This window comes from Vreelandella sp. H-I2 (assembly GCF_052959335.1).
This window is the reverse complement of sequence record NZ_JBRAMC010000003.1, coordinates 403,192-420,829: the sequence shown is the minus strand read 5'-3', so window position 1 is coordinate 420,829 and position 17,638 is coordinate 403,192. Positions and strand designations below refer to the sequence as shown.

16 protein-coding genes are annotated in these 17,638 nt (G+C 52.7%); 3 read left to right on the top strand and 13 right to left on the bottom strand.

Annotated elements, in window-relative coordinates; translation table 11 throughout:
* Window positions 1-61 precede the first annotated feature (61 nt).
* A complete protein-coding gene (gene can, locus ACUVOF_RS09925; RefSeq protein WP_113267871.1) occupies window positions 62-709 on the top strand; it encodes a carbonate dehydratase in 648 nt (215 codons plus the stop codon).
* Between the two features lie 27 nt (window positions 710-736).
* On the opposite strand, the gene ACUVOF_RS09920 is transcribed toward can, so the two are convergent.
* From ACUVOF_RS09920 to ACUVOF_RS09895, 6 genes are all read right to left on the bottom strand, one after another.
* Window positions 737-1,297, bottom strand: coding sequence for a c-type cytochrome (locus tag ACUVOF_RS09920; protein WP_447044202.1), 561 nt, complete (start codon window positions 1,295-1,297; stop codon window positions 737-739).
* Entirely contained in the window at window positions 1,282-1,914 is a 633-nt protein-coding gene (gene msrA, locus ACUVOF_RS09915) for a peptide-methionine (S)-S-oxide reductase MsrA (RefSeq protein WP_447044201.1), read from the bottom strand. Before msrA ends, ACUVOF_RS09920 begins: the two co-directional genes overlap by 16 nt.
* 11 nt (window positions 1,915-1,925) lie before the next feature.
* Window positions 1,926-5,978, bottom strand: coding sequence for an autotransporter assembly complex protein TamB (gene tamB / locus ACUVOF_RS09910; RefSeq protein ID WP_447044200.1), 4,053 nt, complete (start codon window positions 5,976-5,978; stop codon window positions 1,926-1,928).
* 9 nt (window positions 5,979-5,987) lie between these two features.
* Window positions 5,988-7,841, bottom strand: a complete 1,854-nt coding sequence (tamA, locus tag ACUVOF_RS09905; RefSeq protein ID WP_447044199.1) for an autotransporter assembly complex protein TamA — start codon at window positions 7,839-7,841, stop codon at window positions 5,988-5,990.
* 62 nt (window positions 7,842-7,903) lie between these two features.
* Window positions 7,904-8,725 (bottom strand): hypothetical protein, encoded by an 822-nt coding sequence (locus ACUVOF_RS09900; RefSeq protein WP_447044198.1) that lies wholly within the window; start codon window positions 8,723-8,725, stop codon window positions 7,904-7,906.
* 9 nt (window positions 8,726-8,734) lie between these two features.
* Entirely contained in the window at window positions 8,735-10,027 is a 1,293-nt protein-coding gene (locus tag ACUVOF_RS09895; RefSeq protein ID WP_447044197.1) for a nucleotide sugar dehydrogenase, read from the bottom strand.
* Window positions 10,028-10,299: 272 nt separating this feature from the next.
* Between ACUVOF_RS09895 and ubiG the strand changes: the two genes are divergently transcribed.
* Window positions 10,300-11,043 (top strand): bifunctional 2-polyprenyl-6-hydroxyphenol methylase/3-demethylubiquinol 3-O-methyltransferase UbiG, encoded by a 744-nt coding sequence (gene ubiG / locus ACUVOF_RS09890; protein ID WP_447044196.1) that lies wholly within the window; start codon window positions 10,300-10,302, stop codon window positions 11,041-11,043.
* Complete coding sequence (locus ACUVOF_RS09885) at window positions 11,044-11,712, top strand: HAD-IA family hydrolase (RefSeq protein ID WP_447044195.1); 669 nt, start codon at window positions 11,044-11,046, stop codon at window positions 11,710-11,712.
* A gap of 53 nt (window positions 11,713-11,765) precedes the next feature.
* On the opposite strand, the gene ACUVOF_RS09880 is transcribed toward ACUVOF_RS09885, so the two are convergent.
* From ACUVOF_RS09880 to tolQ, 7 genes are read right to left on the bottom strand one after another with little or no spacing between them, the layout of a single operon-like run.
* On the bottom strand, window positions 11,766-12,527 hold the full coding sequence (locus tag ACUVOF_RS09880) for a YciK family oxidoreductase (protein WP_447044194.1): 762 nt from the start codon (window positions 12,525-12,527) through the stop codon (window positions 11,766-11,768).
* A 35-nt stretch (window positions 12,528-12,562) separates the two neighbouring features.
* On the bottom strand, window positions 12,563-13,357 hold the full coding sequence (gene ybgF / locus ACUVOF_RS09875) for a tol-pal system protein YbgF (protein WP_447044193.1): 795 nt from the start codon (window positions 13,355-13,357) through the stop codon (window positions 12,563-12,565).
* A gap of 47 nt (window positions 13,358-13,404) precedes the next feature.
* Window positions 13,405-13,944 carry a peptidoglycan-associated lipoprotein Pal gene (gene pal / locus ACUVOF_RS09870; RefSeq protein WP_447044192.1) on the bottom strand — a complete coding sequence of 180 codons (540 nt, stop codon included), beginning with the start codon at window positions 13,942-13,944 and terminating at the stop codon, window positions 13,405-13,407.
* 53 nt (window positions 13,945-13,997) lie between these two features.
* Entirely contained in the window at window positions 13,998-15,284 is a 1,287-nt protein-coding gene (gene tolB, locus ACUVOF_RS09865; protein ID WP_447044191.1) for a Tol-Pal system beta propeller repeat protein TolB, read from the bottom strand.
* Window positions 15,284-16,450, bottom strand: a complete 1,167-nt coding sequence (gene tolA, locus ACUVOF_RS09860) for a cell envelope integrity protein TolA (protein WP_447044189.1) — start codon at window positions 16,448-16,450, stop codon at window positions 15,284-15,286. The genes tolB and tolA overlap by 1 nt, the downstream gene beginning before the upstream one ends.
* A 13-nt stretch (window positions 16,451-16,463) precedes the next feature.
* Window positions 16,464-16,901 (bottom strand): protein TolR, encoded by a 438-nt coding sequence (gene tolR, locus ACUVOF_RS09855; RefSeq protein WP_447044187.1) that lies wholly within the window; start codon window positions 16,899-16,901, stop codon window positions 16,464-16,466.
* Window positions 16,902-16,912: 11 nt separating this feature from the next.
* On the bottom strand, window positions 16,913-17,608 hold the full coding sequence (gene tolQ, locus ACUVOF_RS09850; protein ID WP_447044186.1) for a protein TolQ: 696 nt from the start codon (window positions 17,606-17,608) through the stop codon (window positions 16,913-16,915).
* Between the last annotated feature and the right edge of the window lie 30 nt (window positions 17,609-17,638).

Genomic DNA, 17,638 nt, shown 5'->3' with positions numbered 1-17,638 from the left:
AAATTCGACATTCCGCTTTCTGATCAGCAGTTTACCTCTATCCAACCTGCCTGGAGAATTTATGTCTGACGCTATTGCGACGCTGCTTGATAACAATCGCGCCTGGGCTGAACGTATGTGCGAAGAGGACCCTGACTACTTTAAACGCCTCTCGAATCAGCAAAACCCGGATTATTTATGGATTGGCTGTTCCGATAGCCGCGTACCAGCCAATCAAATTATTGCACTCCCTCCCGGAGAGGTGTTTGTACATCGCAACGTCGCTAACTTACTCCACCATACGGATATGAATGCGCTATCGGTAGTACAGTTCGCCGTGGACGTACTGAAAGTTAGCCATATCATGATTGTCGGTCATTATGGTTGCGGTGGTATCAAAGCCGCTATGATGGGAGGTGAGTGTGGCGTCGTTGATTACTGGCTGCATTCGGTACGTGAGCAATACAACCATCACCGAAGTTCTCTAGAGCATCTCCCACTAGAGGATCAAATTGATCGTATGTGTGAACTCAACGTCAAAGCACAGGTTAATAGTTTGTGCCGTACAAAAATTTTGCAGCGCGCTTGGCAACGTGGCCAACAAATTTCAGTACATGGCTGGGTTTATGGTTTAAGTGATGGTCGCGTTAAAGACCTAAATTGCACCATTAGTGGCTTAGAGCAAGTGGAGACGCTTTACCGCATTGATCGTATCCAACAAGGCGATTAAGCGCCCTTCCCCGCGCCTGCGGATACGCTAGTCATAGCGGTAGGCGCGATGACAACTTTTACAGCTGTTGCCTACTTCGGAAAGTGCGCGAGCTGTATCACGAGGGTTTTCTTGCTCTGCCACATCAATCAAATTGGCGATTTTATCTTCAAGGTCGTCAAAACCGCTGGCAAACTTATCCCACTCCTCCCAAATAGAGGCCCGCGCATCGGAGCCTCCACCATGCGTGCCCGAAATAAATGCAGGGAGTAAGCGTTGGGCGCTGGCACGTTCCTGCAGTTCCGTTAAGCGCGGTGCGGCAGCCTCCACATCTTGGTTATTAACTAAGTCAAAGCGCAACTGACGAACCAGACTTTCTATATCTTTAAGCTCTTGCTGACGCCACATCACTGCTTCACGTTCGCTTGCGAATGATGTGTCGTCAACGGTTTGAGGTATCGCCAGTTCGGTAACGGTTTCTTCACCTGCCCAGGCGGGCGATACACAAAGCAGGAGCGTCAAGGCACTGCCTATAGAGCAATGCTGGAAAACCAGCATTCGCTGATAACGCTGTGGTTGACCGATTAGATTGCTTAACCAATGGGACATGTAACACCCGTGCCTTTCAAGCCGCAGTAGCCGTTAGGATTTTTATCAAGATACTGCTGGTGGTAAGCCTCCGCATAATAAAACGTTTCCAGCGGTTTTATCTCGGTGGTGATTGGCCCTCTACCTGCCTTATCGAGCGCTTGTTGATACGCTGCGGCGCTTTGCTCGGCTACAGCTTGTTGAGCTTGGCTTGTTGTAAAAATGGCAGAACGATACTGTGAACCAATGTCATTACCCTGTCGGTTACCCTGGGTGGGATCGTGCTGTTCCCAAAAAACGTGTAATAGCGTTTCTAGATCGACTTGCTGGGGATCATAAATCACTCTCACCACCTCCGTATGACCGGTACGTCCCGTGCAGGTCTCCTCATAGGTTGGGTTGGGCGTTTCACCACCAGCGTAACCAGCCGCGGTGACATAAACCCCAGGCAACTGCCAAAATAGGCGTTCAACACCCCAGAAGCAGCCCATCCCTAGCACGATCTCTTCGTGGCCTTTGGGAAAGGGTGGATGTATCGAATGCCCATTGATGGTATGCACCTGGCTTGTTTCTATGGGCGTATCTCGTCCAGGCAGCACACGATCTGAACTTGAGTTAGCTTTTGAAAATAATGACATATCGGCCTCACTTATTGCTGCTGAATGATTTCAGGATCACCGGAACGAGTAAACGTATAAATTAAATCCACGGCTTGGTTAGTTCCCGATACGGCTTGAACGTAGAGGTTCCGCCACAGAGTGTAGCGCAGTGTTAACTCGGCAATGGGGGAGAAAATCCCCACGCCATAACTAATCCTCAGTTCATCGGTCAATTGGCCGCTAACGGCGACTTGACTGTCGTCACCTGCACCCGAGGTATCCAGCGTTAAATCGTCAATACCGAAAGCCTCTCCAATAGAACCGACTGCGCCACCGGTACGCCCTAACGACATACCAATCAGCGCGGTTGTCAGTGCGCTATCCACTCCACCACCTGAAGCATCTGGGGCACGGCCTCGCAATAAATAAGAGAGCGCGCGGGATTCATTCATAGCCGGTTCGGAAAAAATCAGTACATTAGGCGCTTCGGCACTGCCAGTGACTCGTAAGCCCGCAATAACGTCATCTTCAGTAACGTCTGGGTTGCGAATAGCTTCGAAGTCAAGGGTGGGCAGATCGGGAGGACCGCTAAACAGAAGTTCACCGCGGCGAATGATAAGGTCTTGACCAAATGCCTGGAAGCGGCCATCAACCAAGCTAACATCACCAAACAACTGTAACGCACCGCTGCTTTGTCGAACTTCCAACGAGCCCCCCAGTCCAGACTCTAAGCCATAGGCGGATAGCTGCATATCACTGCCCAACGTTAGGTTCACCAGTACATCAAGCGCCATGCCGGTGGCAGCGAGTTCATCCGCCGCACTGGGCCCATCATCATTGGTAGCAGCACGCTGCGCCTCAATTTCAGCCTGGCGGTCATCGCGCTCGGTGATAATCACCTCATCACCACTCGGTGTGACGGCCGATGATGGCATGTCGCCAATCTCAAGACGTGCCCAGGGTAAATTAACATCACCTCGTACTTGCAGCATTTCCGGCGTTACCCGAATACGGAGATCAGGCGCCACCTCAAGACGGCCAAACTGGGGCAACACGACCAAGATTGGCTCTTGAACTGCATTCAGGTCGACGCCAATGCGCCAATCGTCACCGCTTGGCCAGTAAGCATCGCCGGTGATTTCCAATCGCCCACGTTCGGCGGCCAGATAACCATCGATATCACCCTGCTCGCCATCGAAAGAGACAACCAGTTCACCATCTTGAACATCGACTGGAATATCCGGTCCATTAACACGAATATTGCGAAGCCCAAGCTGGCCCTGTAAATCAGGCTGTGCGGTCGTGCCGTCAATTTGTACACTGCCGGTTAGTTCACCTTCCAGTTGGTCCATACCTACCAACATAGGCCGGTAGGGTTGCAGCGATACATTTTCTGCGCGTAGCTCTCCTGACAACGCGCCCGCCCCTAATGGGTCATTGACCGACAAGGCTAGGTTGATATCTCCTGCCTCATCAAGCGAGAGCGATACATTGGCTTCCGCCTGGGCTTGAGTGGCCTCAATCTGAGCGTCTAAATTGATCTCTGGCAATTGGACGGGCTGACCATAATCATTAACAGCTGTAATCGCAAGATCGCTTAATATCTGTAGATTGGTCTGCCACTGCGTGCCCCCCTGCCGCCAATTGGCATCGAGGTCCGCTGTCGTATCGCCCGTTAACTGCCAGTTTTCTGGCAAAAAAGGCTCCAACATTTCCATGGGGACTTCACGTAGCGAGAGCACGGCATTACCCTGCTGAGCAGAGGCGCTAATTTCCTGTTCAGAGCAGACTACTCCCCCCTGTTCTCGCCGCAGGCAGAACGGCGATAGGCTCGCCTGACCATTGGCCAAGTCGTAGCGTAAGTCCAGGGGCGCTTCAAGACGGATATCACCCGCGTCAGAATCAATTTCCAGCGGCGTGACGCGCGCTTGATAAAGCTGGCCCTGCTGATCAAAACGGCCATCAAGGGCGAGTAATGCACGACTTAAAACACTGTTATTTTCACCTTGTGCAGTAAGCTCAAGGCGATGATCTGAGAGACGCCCGGTCAGGTTTGCATGCATGGTGGAAAGCGCCTGACCGCCAGCATTGACGTTCTGCAGCGCCAGTTGCACGTCATGGGCGGGGTCATCAATGCCCTGTATAGCGGCATCTAGAACGAGCTGTTCGATGCGGTTTTCGCCAAATCGCACGCCATTGCCTTGTAGGTTAGCGAGTAACTGTGGCTGACTAAAACTACCGCTGGCCTCCAGCGTGCCAACGATATTACCCGCCAAGTCCGGCGAGAGGGTTTGCAATTGACGTAGCGCAATGTCGGCATTTAACGACATGGCTTCTTCGCTGATTTGCCCCGCTGCTTCTAAGCGATTATCCCCCTGCGTGAACAACATCTCCTCAATATCCAGCTCCAAGTTGCTATTAGCATCAAAGGCCGCTTGTAGGGTTAATGGATAGTCGCGCAATTCACCGTCAATAGATAAATTGGGCACGCTAATCGTCCACTGCTCCTCTTGCTGGCGCAACGTAAGCGCAATGTCGCCGTTTAAATTTCCCTCTAGCTGGTCAACGAAATGGGCAGGGTTAAACTGATCCAGACGAATAGACGTATTGACCTGTAGCGGGGATACCCAGCTAATGTTGCCTTCGCTGCGCAAGGAGCTTTCGTCGACCGCGAGGGTGAGCGGTTGCCAGCTAAACTGCTCAAGATTCCCCTCACCGCTTACGTTTATCTGAGTGAGCGGCAAGCTAGGCCCTTCGACCGCCATCGTTAGTTGAGCGTTATAATCACTAAGGCTTCCCGTTACCTGCAAATCAAGATCATCGACCACATAAGGGTCGGAAACAACATCACCATCGGCTTGCGCCGCCTCTTCTTCTGGGTTGTCCGTTTCGCTTTCGGGCAGCGGCCACTGAATTTGGTCACTTTGTAGCTCTAGTTGAAACGGCAGCGTAGGGGCTAGCGCGTCTACTTGAGCGTTTAATGACGCATTTACCGCCCCTGACGCTTCAAGCTGGGCTTCCAGTGCATCGAGTGGGCCAGACAGCGTTAACGTCAAGGTCTCGCCATCGAGCTCAGGAAACCTCTCAGCTAAAAAAAGTTCTACGTTCAAACGAGCTTCAAGTGGGTAACTGCCGCTTAAGGTCGCCTTTGCGGTTAATTCAGCCTCAGCGTCTGGCGTAACGACAGCAAGCTCAGTTAACTCAACGCGGTCGCCCTCGGTCATCAGTCCAAGTTGAAGACGTTCCACTCGATACTCAGCGGCGCCTTCCAGACGAAAATCGTTAAGCGTCATTTCGGGTATTTGAATATCCACCGGCAAGGTAATGTCAGGCAATTCCAGCTGCTCTCGTGCTTCTAACTGCTCTTCTGGAGACTCTACTGCCAGTACGGCTTGGTCTTGCGGTTCACGGAGCAATATAGCGGCATCGATAGCCTCAGCAGAAAGAGGTGTTTCAGTGGCTTGCGTTAGCAGTACACCTGCTGATGGCGGCAAATAAAGGCGAGGTTGCTCCAAGTGAGTCGGCGCAAGCCGCACGTCATTGCCTTCCGCAAAGACCGCGGAGCTTAAAGAACGCCATGCCACTTCGGTGCCGTCAGCAAGGCGTAAGTTGACATCATCGAGCTGAAGTGACCGTACCTCAATGGGAAAGGGAAAACGAATCGTCAGCGGTGCTCCGCCCTCTTCGGGAGGAGGTTCCTCCTCACTTGATGTGCCCAGGCGGATATCGGCGCCCACGGCACGGAGTGTGTCGATACATAGACGCCCCGATAAAACACAGTCATCCGACCACTGAAGCTCAAATTCATCCACGCCGATTCGGGTTTCTCCTAACTGCAATTGGAAGTCTTCAATCAGGAAATGATCAAGAAGGCCGCCTTCATGATGGGTATAGGAGAAAAAATCGCGTTGTTCGCCCTGCGAAAGCAACACCCCAGTACCCCAAGGAGATAGTGCTACCCCGGCAACTAACGCCACAAGGGCAAATAGCCAAATTGGCAGTACGATAATAAGGCGTAAAAGGCTCCAAATTAGGAGCCAAACGCGATATTTAGGAGACAATATCTGGCGGTTATCAGACGTAAATGGTTCAGCTTGAGACAAATCTCTCTCCTAGAATTCCGGCCCTATGGAAAAGTGCAAACGCCAATCGTCTTCGTGATCGAAAGGGTGCGCGATGTCTAAGCGAATTGGCCCAACCGGTGAAACCCACCGAACTCCTGCCCCGGCACCGGTTTTCAAATCATTTGGCCCCCAATTGTCAAACGCGTCGCCACTGTCGATAAAAGTGGCTGCCCACCAATCCCCTGTCACGCGGCGTTGATACTCAATAGATGAGGTCAACATTTGCTGGCCACCACGTAGCCGGCCTTCTTCGTTACGCGGCGAAAGACTTTCATATGAGTAGCCGCGCACACTGCGGTCACCGCCCACAAAAAAGCGCAGCGATGGCGGTATTTTGTCAAAGTCATCGGTTTCAATAGCACCTAAACCAAGGCGTGCCAAGAACCGGTTATCATTGCCGATAGTACGGATCCATTCGGTATCTGCCGTGACGCGGGCAAACTGAGCATCTGATCCCCACATTTTATCCGAGTACTCTAAGGAGAGCTGCTGACGGTCGCCCCACAAGGGAAAGCGCTGAGGGCGTGTGCGCGTGCGAGACCACTGAATTCCCGGGTAGAACAGCCATACTTGATCCGCCTCTCCCCCTTGTTCAAAATCTTCATAGGTAGTGCGGAAATAGACCGTTTGGACCCAATCGTTATCGAACTCCCAACGCCGAGCGATCTCAACGGTGCCTTCTAGCGACTGAGTATCGCTATCGTCGATATTACGAACGCCGTACTGAAGCCGATAACTATCGCGAAGGGGGTCTTCGAGAGGCACGTTATATACCCCCGTAAAGCGCTGTTCCGGAGCGGATAAATAAAGATCATGGTCAAGGCTGTGGCCATAGCGATTGATCCATGGCTGCTCCCAGCCAAAGCGCAGTCGTGGGCCTACATCAGTGGCATAACCAATACCCACTTCGAATTGATGCCGATCAGCCGGTTCGACGCTGACATCAATAGGTAACTGCGTATCACTGGATTTATTAAGACTCAGTGCGCTGGTCAAAGCGGCGCTAGTGACTCGTGGGCGCTCTGGTTGCGAAGCGGTAGCTTCACTCCACCACGGGTCTCCGCCTCCTGAAGGCGCAATCGTGAGTTCTTGGGCGGTTTCTAAACGCGGGCGCACTGAGACAGAACTAAACCAGCCTGTTTCCGCCAGTGATTGATTATATTCTGCTAGTGTTTGCGCTAAGTAAGGATCGCCCGTCTCAAATGGCTGCATGCGGCGCAAGCGGTCTAATTCAATATGACTACCGGTGATGAATGCTTTACCAAATTTGTAGCGGGGGCCGCTGTCAAAGTCCATGTAGAGACGCGCACTTTGCAAATACGGGCGCACCTCCATACGTCGATCGGTAAACCCCCAATCAAAATAGCCGCGCTCGATAGCCAACCCCGAGAACTGGCCACGCAGCTGCTCCCATGGGGCATGGCGCAATGTATCCCCTTCTTCCAGGGGAAAGTCTTCTATTGCCTGTTGAAACGGGGGGTCGTTACTCGCATCGCCGTCAACATTAATTGACAAAATTTCAATCTCAACTTGAGGCCCCGGCTCGATATCAAGCCTTACGCGCTCATCGGTGACGCGTTCAATGGTGACTTCAGGTTCGTAATAGCCATAAACACGCATTGCTTCCTGAGTCCGGCTGCGTATTTCGCCTTCCAGTCGCACCTTGGTGTATTGCTCTGCATCGATGTTTTGTAAGTAGTCTTGGATATTGCCTTCGACCTCATCGGGGACACCTGTAATGGACGCCTCTAGCGCCCATGCCCCCGGTGCAACGCATAATAAGGGCAGCATTACAAAAAGCGTGCCGCCGGTTGCGGATGTCCATCTCCGTTGTCTTCCCATACATTTTTATCCCACCCTGAATCAGCGGCTTTATCACTTAAGTATTCATTTGACGTAACTTGTTAACGCAACATTTCTAATTGGGCACTGAAGGCAAGCTGTGCTTGGCGTACTTGACGTACATCACTCTCCAACGCATTAAGGCGTTGAGACCACTCTTGCTCTAATGCCTCCAGGGCTTCTTGTTCTGCTGGCGTATCAGTCTCTGCAATGGATGACTCCAGTTCCTCAATACGGGTCTCAATCGCTTCTCTTTGCTCTGCTAACTGCTCCTCCCATGCACTGCTAACATTATTGATTTGATTATCCAGTACGGCGAGACGCTGCTCGGTCAGTTGCTCCAGGTGGGTAACTTCCTCAATGAGGTTTTGACGTCCAGACGTTCCCGTTTGTTCCAGCGCATCAAGAGATTCACGCATCGCCATTAGTTGACTGTCGCGCAGCTCAGCTTGTTCGCTGAGCTGCTCCAACTGCTGCAGCAGTGTATTAATCGAATCGCTAGAAGCCATATCCTCATTCATAGTGAGTAAGCTGTATAACTCTTCACGGGTATTAGCCAGCGAAATAGATAGCTGCTCTTGTTCTTGGAAAAGTGTCGCCATCTGGGCTTGTACAAAGGTTATCGCATCTTGTACGCCACTGTCACCCGAATCCAAACGGGCATGTACATTGGACACTTCACCGCTCACTCGATGAATCTCACTCAACAGTCGTTCACGTTCGTACCAAAGTCCAGCTGCCGCCGCTCCCAATAGCGCAATAATGAATAGTAGGCATAGCCATATTGGCCATAGTTTAGTCCTTTTTCGGTGGCGCAAATGTTGCGCCGTCAGGCTTTGATCCACATCAGGCACAATACGAGAGGATGCGGTGGCGTCTGGCATAACATTTCCTCAAAGAGTCTTCGGGTCGGCACGACGGCCTATACCTCGGTACATTAATCCACAGCTGGCAACGAACTCAGGGTCATAAATATTGCGCCCATCTAATACGAGCTTAGCGTTTAATAACGAACCAAGTCGGTGCCAGTCAGGGTTCCAATAGGTCTTCCATTCCGTGACCAGCATCAATACATCGGCGCCTTCGCAGGCCAAATAGGGGTCATGCGTATATGTTTTCAGGTCTTCACGCTCGCCTACCAAGGCGTGGAGAGCAGGCACCGCGGCTGGGTCGTGTAGCTGTACCCTAGCCCCCTGCGCCCAAAGCGCTTCAAGTAATGTCAATACAGGCGCATGGTCAATGCGTGCAGTGCCGGGTTTAAACGCGGCGCCCCAAATCGCCACGGTTTTACCGGCCATTTCGCCATCAAAATGCGACCATAATTTGCGAAACAGAGTCTCTTTTTTCTGCTCATTAATGTCCATCACTTGCTCAAGCAGCGCGGAATAACGGCCACTTTGCAGTTGTACATCGGCCAAGCGTATCAAATCGCGGGAGAAGTTAGGTCCACCAAATCCACACCCAGGGTATAGATACTCAAACCCTATACGCGAATCGGCCCCCATACCCTGTCGCACATGCTCTACATCGACGCCTAGCGTGTCAGCCAAACCGGCAATTTCATTCATATAGCTAATACGGGTGGCCAGCATGCCGTTAATGGCCAGCTTGGTGAGTTCTGCAGCACGGCGAGGCATACATTGAAACACTTCACTGCGCCGATTAAAGGCGCGTAACAGCTCACGGGTTATCTGCTCTCCAGGCGCATCATCGCAACCTAATAACCGCCGGGCTGGGCGTGTAAAAGAATCCCATGCTCGGCCCTCTTCCAACGTGTCTGGAAGCGCCACACTAGTATGCTGAGCGCCCATCAGCGCGTGCAGGCGCTCGGTCTCTCCCACCGGAAACGTCGAATTATTAATGAGCACAATACCGCGCTGATCCGCGAACAGTGGATCTTCAAGCAGTTTACTGGCCGAGCTACGCTGTGCCGGCGATAACGCCAGCCAGATCACTTCAGGAATATCGGCATTTTCCAATCGTTCAAGGATTTGCAGTGTTCCGTCTGCTAAGCCTTGCTCAAGATGGGTTATTAACTGAGGTTCACTGCGTAACCAGTCTACCTTGGAGAGAACTGACCAAGGCGCATCGGAATGAGGTAACCATTGCACATGATGGCCAACCCAGGCCAGTGCAGCAGCCGCCGTCGCTGCACTTAACTCGCTACCGTAAAGTAACACCCTCATCCGTTACTCTCCCAAGTGATAGCGTGACAACATCGCTTGGAAAGCGTCTGCTGTTTGCTGCTGGCCAAAACCAGCGAGACAAAGTAATGCCTTACGAATCATAGCGAGGTCCTTTTCATGCGTTCCGACACAGGAGTGGTTAGAATGTCCATAATACTGAAGGCGCGAGTGGATGCCACCTCGCTAAAGGATGAAACCGAGTGTAATAGACAATAAATAGTGATTAGGCGCCGACATTTTATTTAATGCTCACTGACAACGGGAGTCACGACATGCAAGCGATACCACAGGATAGCACTGCTAATCACAATCAAGGCAACGTCGATGCAGCGGAAGTCGCTAAATTTGAAGCACTCGCTAGCCGCTGGTGGGACCCGCGGGGTGAATTTAAACCGCTCCATGACATCAACCCCTTGCGCCTTGATTTTATTGATGCACGGGCAGGTCTAGCGGGCAGAAAAGTGCTTGATGTAGGTTGTGGAGGCGGTATTTTGAGCGAGTCAATGACCCACCGCGGGGCTACGGTGACGGGCATTGATCTTGGTGAAGCTCCCTTAGCGGTGGCTCGGCTGCACGCAGAGGAGCGCGGCGTTAAGGTTGATTACCAGCACATCAGTGTAGAAGCCATGGCGGTTCAAAAGCCCGGCTTTTACGATGTGGTGACCTGCATGGAAATGCTTGAACACGTTCCCGATCCGGCCTCTGTCATTCGTGCCTGCAGTGCCCTTGTTCGGCCAGGTGGTTATGTATTTTTCTCTACCCTAAACCGCACCGCTAAATCCTATGCGTTTGCCATTTTAGGCGCTGAGTACGTGCTTAAGTTGCTACCACGGGGCACCCATAACTATGCGAAATTTATTCGTCCTTCTGAAATGGCAGCTTGGTCGCGTAACAGTGGTATAGAAGTGCGCGAACAAACAGGGCTTACTTATAACCCGCTAACGCGTCATTACCGTTTAGTCAGCCATGATGTCTCGGTCAATTACATGATGTACTGCCGCAAGGTGAGCGATTAAATGTCGATGCAAGCCCCCCAAGCAATACTCTTCGATCTGGATGGAACGCTGGTAGATACGGCACCGGACTTGGCCAAGGCAACCAATACATTGCGAGCCCACCATGGGCTGTCGCCGCTACCCTATGAGGTAATTCGCGGTCAAGTCTCTAACGGCGGTAGTGCGCTGGTTACTCTGGCGCTTGGGCTAGAGGTTAACTCTGCCGAGCATACGCTGGCGCGGCAGTTTCTGCTCGATGCCTATGAGCAAGCAGTAGCCGTTGATAGCCGGGTTTTCTCCCCACTGGATAGGTGGCTAAAAGAGTGGCATGGCGACCAGCGACTTTGGGGGATAGTGACCAATAAGCCACGGCGCTATACACTTCCCTTACTGGAAGCATTGGCTCTACAGCCTGGCGCACTGTTGTGCGCTGACGACCTAAGCGTAAAAAAGCCTGCCCCTGAGCCGCTCTGGGAAGCAGCCCGACGCCTGGGCGTTAAGCCCGAGCAATGCTGGTATATCGGTGATCATGTACGTGATATAGAAGCAGCAGTGGCCGCTGGAATGACCGCAGTTGCCGTTGGCTATGGCTATATTAGTGAAGCAGACAATTATCAGCAGTGGCCTGCTGATCTTTGGTTTGAAGAGTGTGAAGCACTCGTCGATGCCCTGGGCGCGTTCAAGCGTTAGGCCCTTACCGTTTCGGGCATCGACACACCCGGCAGCGTTATAAAAACAAGCGTTTATACGCGAGGCGGCTGAGCATCAAGCTTTTCACCGTTGGTGCCTGCACTATCTGGGCCCATTAACCATAAATAGGTAGGCATAATGTCTTCCGGTGTACGCAGCGTAAAGGGGTCTTCCCCAGGAAACGCCGTACGCCGCATTTGCGTACGAGTGGCACCTGGATTAAGCGAATTGACACGGATATTCGATTGGTTATCCAGCTCATCGGCTAGTACGTCTACAAAACCTTCAGTGGCAAACTTAGAAACCGAATACGCCCCCCAATACGCACGTCCTTTACGGCCCACACTTGAAGATGTGAAAATTATTGAGGCATCCTCAGACGCCTGTAACAGAGGTAACAGCGCCTGGGTCATCCAGATGGGGCCGTTGATATTAACCTGCATCACCTGCTGCCAGAGCTCTGGATTATACTGCTCAAAAGGCGTAATCCGGCCTAACAACCCTGCGTTATGCAACAGGCCATCCAAGCGGCCAAACTCTTTATCCAGCGTTTCGGCCATATCATGAAAATCTTTTAGCGTGGCGCCTTCAAAATTAAGCGGAAAAATCGCTGGCTGGGGACCACCAGCCGCTTCGATTTCATCGTAAACGCGCTCTAACTTAGCAATGGTCCGCCCTAATAGAATCACGGTTGCGCCGTGATTGGCATAGTTCAATGCTGCCGCGCGGCCAATCCCATCGCCTGCGCCGGTTACCAACACGACGCGATTTTCCAATAGGTTGGGCGCTGGTTGATAGTCGATCTTGCAGCTCATGCTGATTCCCTGAAGCAAAAATAGATCAAAAAATATTAACCCGCTGATTGGCGCAAAAAGTCATTGGCAAGGCCTGCGGCACTGCTTTGGGGGTAGTCGTCACGCACACGTTCGAGTAACTCCCGGCTGCGCTCCGCTTCACCTTTGCGCGCCTTCACCAACCCTAACTTATAGATCGCATCAGGTACTTTACTGCTACCGCTATAATCGTCAATCACCCGGCTAAAGGCTTGATCAGCTGCATCCAACTCGCCTTCTGCCGCGTACAACTCGCCCAGCCAGTAGTGGCCATTGGCCGTTAGACTGGTATCAGGATGATCGGTAACAAAGGCATCAAATGCTGCAATCGCTTCATCAAAGCGGCGTGCTTGGACATGCGCAAAAGCCGCTTGATAATCGGCTTGGGCATCTTCGCTGACATTGCGGCTTGAGGGAGCATTAACAACTTCCTCGGCGGCTTCTGGCTCAACCGCTGGAGTTGACTGTTCAATCTGCGTTGGCCCACTGCTCATCAGGCGATCTTCAATATCGAGGTACTGCTGTTGTGATTGGCGACGCAGCTGTTCCAACTGATGACGTAACTCTTCAATCTGTCCGCGCAGCTGTTGTATTTCCTGCTGATGCTCCTGCACCTGATTAAAGAGTACCAGGTTACCGCTGGATGCTTCCTGGCGCTGCGTCTGCTGATAGAAGCTGCTATTGGAAGAATCAGAAAGATCTTGAACGAGCGGCTGTTGAGCGGCGGCCGTGAGAGGCAATACGGACAGCGGGAGCACTAAGGCTCCCGCACCGCACAGCCTCTCAACGTAACGCTTGAGACTGTGATTCATGATGACTCCGTAGATAAAAACGGCGTGCGGTTAGCACGCCACCTTCATCAATAGTTAAACACAACACGACGGTTCTGTGCATAGGCGCTCTCGTCTTGGCCACTGGCTGCCGGACGCTCCTCACCATAGCTAACAACGCTCATTTGCGAAGGAGATACCCCCTGAATGTTCAGGAAGCGCTCTACCGCACCGGCACGACGCTCACCCAGCGCCATGTTGTATTCACGGGTACCGCGCTCATCCGTATGCCCGTGTAGAACCACCTGAGCATTCGGGTTGGCACGCAAATAGCGTGCATGAGCCATTACCACAGACTCATAGTCGCTCTTAATCGTATCGCGATCATAATCGAAATAAATGGTGCGCACTTCAGGGATGCGTGAATCAGCCTGCTGACCAGCGCCTGAGCCAGAAGTAGAACCATACTGACTACCTGTGCCAGTACCTGAGGTGCTAGAACCGGTAGTACTGCCATCCTGGCTACCGTACGAGTCACCGTCTTGGGTTCCGCCGGTGCTGGAACAGCCAGCGATTACCACGATAGATAGCGCTGCTGCTAATGAGCGAGCCAACGGCTTAAGTTGCATAATCAGACTCCTTGCCTGAAAACAAAAAAAACAATATTAATCAAATGAGTTGATCAATTTAAGAAGGGTGACCATGCTGGATCACGTACATCGCCTTGTGCTGATGGGAGCCTAAATGAAGAGCGGCCATCGGCAGAAACAGCACTAAGCACCCCGCTATTACCCTGTTGGGTAGCGAAGATTACCATGGTCCCGTTCGGCGCAACACTAGGAGATTCATCTCTTGTTGATTCACTTAGTACTACCAAACGGTCGCCGCTTAGATCCTGCCTTGCTACTTGATAACCACGGCTAGAGCGGTGGATCAAAAAGATCTGCTCACCGTCCGGCGAATAGCGTCCCCGGGCATTGTAGTTGCCCGTAAACGTCAGACGCTCGGCCTCGCCACCGCCCATTGAGTATTGATAAAGCTGGGGGCCTCCACTGCGGTCAGAGGTAAATAGCAAGCTTTGTCCATCCGGCGACCAAGCGGGTTCCGTATCAATGCTGTTATTGTTGGTAATGCGTTCTAATGAGCGGCTGCCGACATCCATAATATAAATTTCAGGCTGGCCATCTTTGGAAAGGGACATCGCGATACGCCGGCCATCCGGCGACCAGGCGGGTGCGCCATTGATGCCTTCGAACGAGGTCGCTTGAACACGCTGCCCTGTCGCCACATCCTGGATATAGATCGCCGGACGCTCTGTCTCAAACGAGACATAGGCGAGTTTGGTGCCATCAGGCGACCACGCCGGCGACATGATCGGCTCGTCGGAGGTCAATACCTGCTCGCTGCGGCGCCCATCGGCGTCTGCAACGTACAAGCCAAACTGCATGTTGTCACCGATACCTTGTGCCGTTACGTAAGCGATTTTAGTAGAGAAGGCACCACGAATATCAGTGATCTCTTCGAAAATTTGATCGCTAATATAATGGGCGGCACCGCGTAGGTCGTTGCCTCTCACTGTCACGGTTTCGCCGATCATGCGGCGCTGGCCGCTGATATCCATCAACTCGAACTGCAGCTGGAAACCACCCTCAGTTTGCTCAGCCCTGCCTACCACTAAATAGCGCACGTCTAACGAACGCCAGGTACCAAACTGCACATCGTCAGACTGGCTAGGCTGTTCAAACATGGCACTACGCTCTAAAGGGTCGAAGTAGCCACTACGCTCAAGGTCATCTTGCACTATCTGCGCTACATCTTCTGGCAACCCTTCTGATCCTTCGAAGGGCACTACGCCAATGGGCAGCGCCTGGTCGCTGCCACGCGTGATTTCAATGGTTAAGTTGGCACTCGCCACGCTGCTGATTAGCAGCAGCACACAGAACAGCCATACTTTGCTCAAGCTTTGCATCAGCGAACATCTCCCGGGGTAAATCGCAGATTAAACTGACGTAAATTACGCTGCTGGTCGGCTGGTAAATCTCGCAATTCACCAAACGGTGCAGCATGTTCCACAGCCTGCATCACAGACCTATCAAAAGCACTATCGCCACTTGAGGTCACAATCGACGTTGCCAATACTTCTCCTGATGGTCCTAGCCTTACTTGCAGGGTAGCACTCATCGAATCACTTGCACCGGGCGGAATCACCCACGCCTGCTCAACGGCACGGCGAACAATATTGATAAAGCTATTGGCAGCCTGCTCAGCCTGCTGGGCATTGGCAGCCGCTTCAGCCTCACCTGCCAACTGGCGCTGCATGGCCGCCTCAGCAGCTTCCGCAGCTTGGCGTTGACGCTCTGCTTCCGCTTCACGGCGCTGCTGCTCTTCCGCTTCACGTTGGCGTTGTGCTTCGGCTTCTCGCTGTCGTTGGGCTTCCTCCTGCTCACGAAGACGTTGCTCTTCGGCTTCACGCTGACGCTCGGCTTCTGCTTCTTCACGGCGTTGCTGTTCTTCGGCTTCGCGCTGGCGTTCAGCCTCTTCCTCTTCGCGACGCTGCTGTTCTTCTGCTTCACGCTGGCGCTCAGCTTCAGCTTCCTCAAGGCGTTGTTGTTCGGCAGCTTCTTGCTGGCGACGTGCTTCTTCTACTTCACGCTGGCGCTCAGCAACGGCTTGCGCTTCTGCCTCACGTTCAGCCGCCTCGGCGGCCTGCTGCTCCGCCTGCTCTGCCGCTTCTTGCGCACGGCGCTGTGCGTCTGCTTCCGCTGCCTCACGCGCGGCTTCTAGTGCTTGCGCCTCTGCTTCCGCTGCCTGCTGAGCAGCCTCTTCAGCAGCTTGTTGCTCAGCGGCTGCTTGCGCCTCACTGGCCGACGGCTCGTCTGGCGCATCGGGTTCGACAGGCGCTTCAGCAGGTGCATTCATCGCCGCCTGCTCTTCCGTTGACTGCTGGGCCTGATTGGTAAACGTCTCGGTACTTACCAAGGTGGCTTGGACAATTGAAGAGCTATCCGGTTCTGCAACTCGACTAGGCAGGCTAATCAAGCTGAACGCTACAATCGCGACGTGTACGGCTATGGCCAGAACCGTCGGCCACTTATAGCCAACATCCTGAGGATCGCGAAAGGATTTTACTGCCATGTTCGTGTTGCCCTTACCCATCTTGCGGCGGCTCAGAAAGCAGCCCTACGTTGGCTACACCGGCGCCTTGTAGTGTGCTCATCAAGACGACAATCTGACCATAGGCCACATTGCGGTCGCCACGTACCATAACCGGAGTGCCAGGACGCCGTTGCAAAATGGTCATGACGCGATCGGACATCTCTTCCAGCGTGACAGATGAAGAATCTTCTCCGAGCGTGATGAAGTAGCCCCCTTCGCTGTCAACCGAGATGATAATAGGATCATTATCTTCCTGAGTCTCAATGGGCTCGGAGGTTACCTGCGGTAACTCAACTTGTACGCCCTGGGTCAACATGGGCGCGGTGATCATAAAAACCACCAGCAGCACTAGCATAACGTCAATGAAAGGAACGACGTTAATTTCCGCCATCGGCTTGCTTTTACCACTACGATTGAACGGTCCTTGCATGGTTCTCTCCCTTAACTCACGCTCGATTTGCCGTCACGACCTTGCAGATTGCGATGCAAGATAGCGTGAAACTCTTCGGCAAAATCCTCATATTTCCCGAGCAAGCGAGAAGATGCGTTGGACAGGCGGTTATAAAAAATGACCGCCGGAATGGCTGCGAATAAGCCCATCGCTGTCGCAATTAATGCTTCTGCAATCCAAGGAGCGACCGTAGCAAGCGTGGCTTGCTGCGTCAGCGAGAGAGCCTGAAACGACCCCATAATGCCCCATACAGTGCCGAAGAGGCCGATATATGGGCTAGCGGATGCCACGGTGGCAAGAAATATTAAATGTTGGGTTAAGCGATCTTCTTCCCGTGACCATGCAACACGCATGCTGCGCTGGACACCCTCCAGAACGGTGCCTGGATCACGGGTTTTGGGCATCAAACGATTAAATTCGCGAAAACCCGCTTGAAAAATGTGCTCAGCGCCATGGCGCGGATCTTCGGCTGGGATCTCGCGGTAAAGCTCGTTCAAGTCGACACCTGACCAAAAAGATTCCTCAAATTGGTTGTACTCTTGCTTAGCGTTTCGCAGTGCAATACTACGTTGAAAAATCACTACCCAAGAGAGGATCGACCCCACCAACAGTAGCAACATCACCAGCTGCACCACGGTGCTGGCATTCATTATCAGGTGGGGAATGGACATGGCGTTATCGTTCACAGGTGCCCTCATCAATCTATTAGAGTCGGC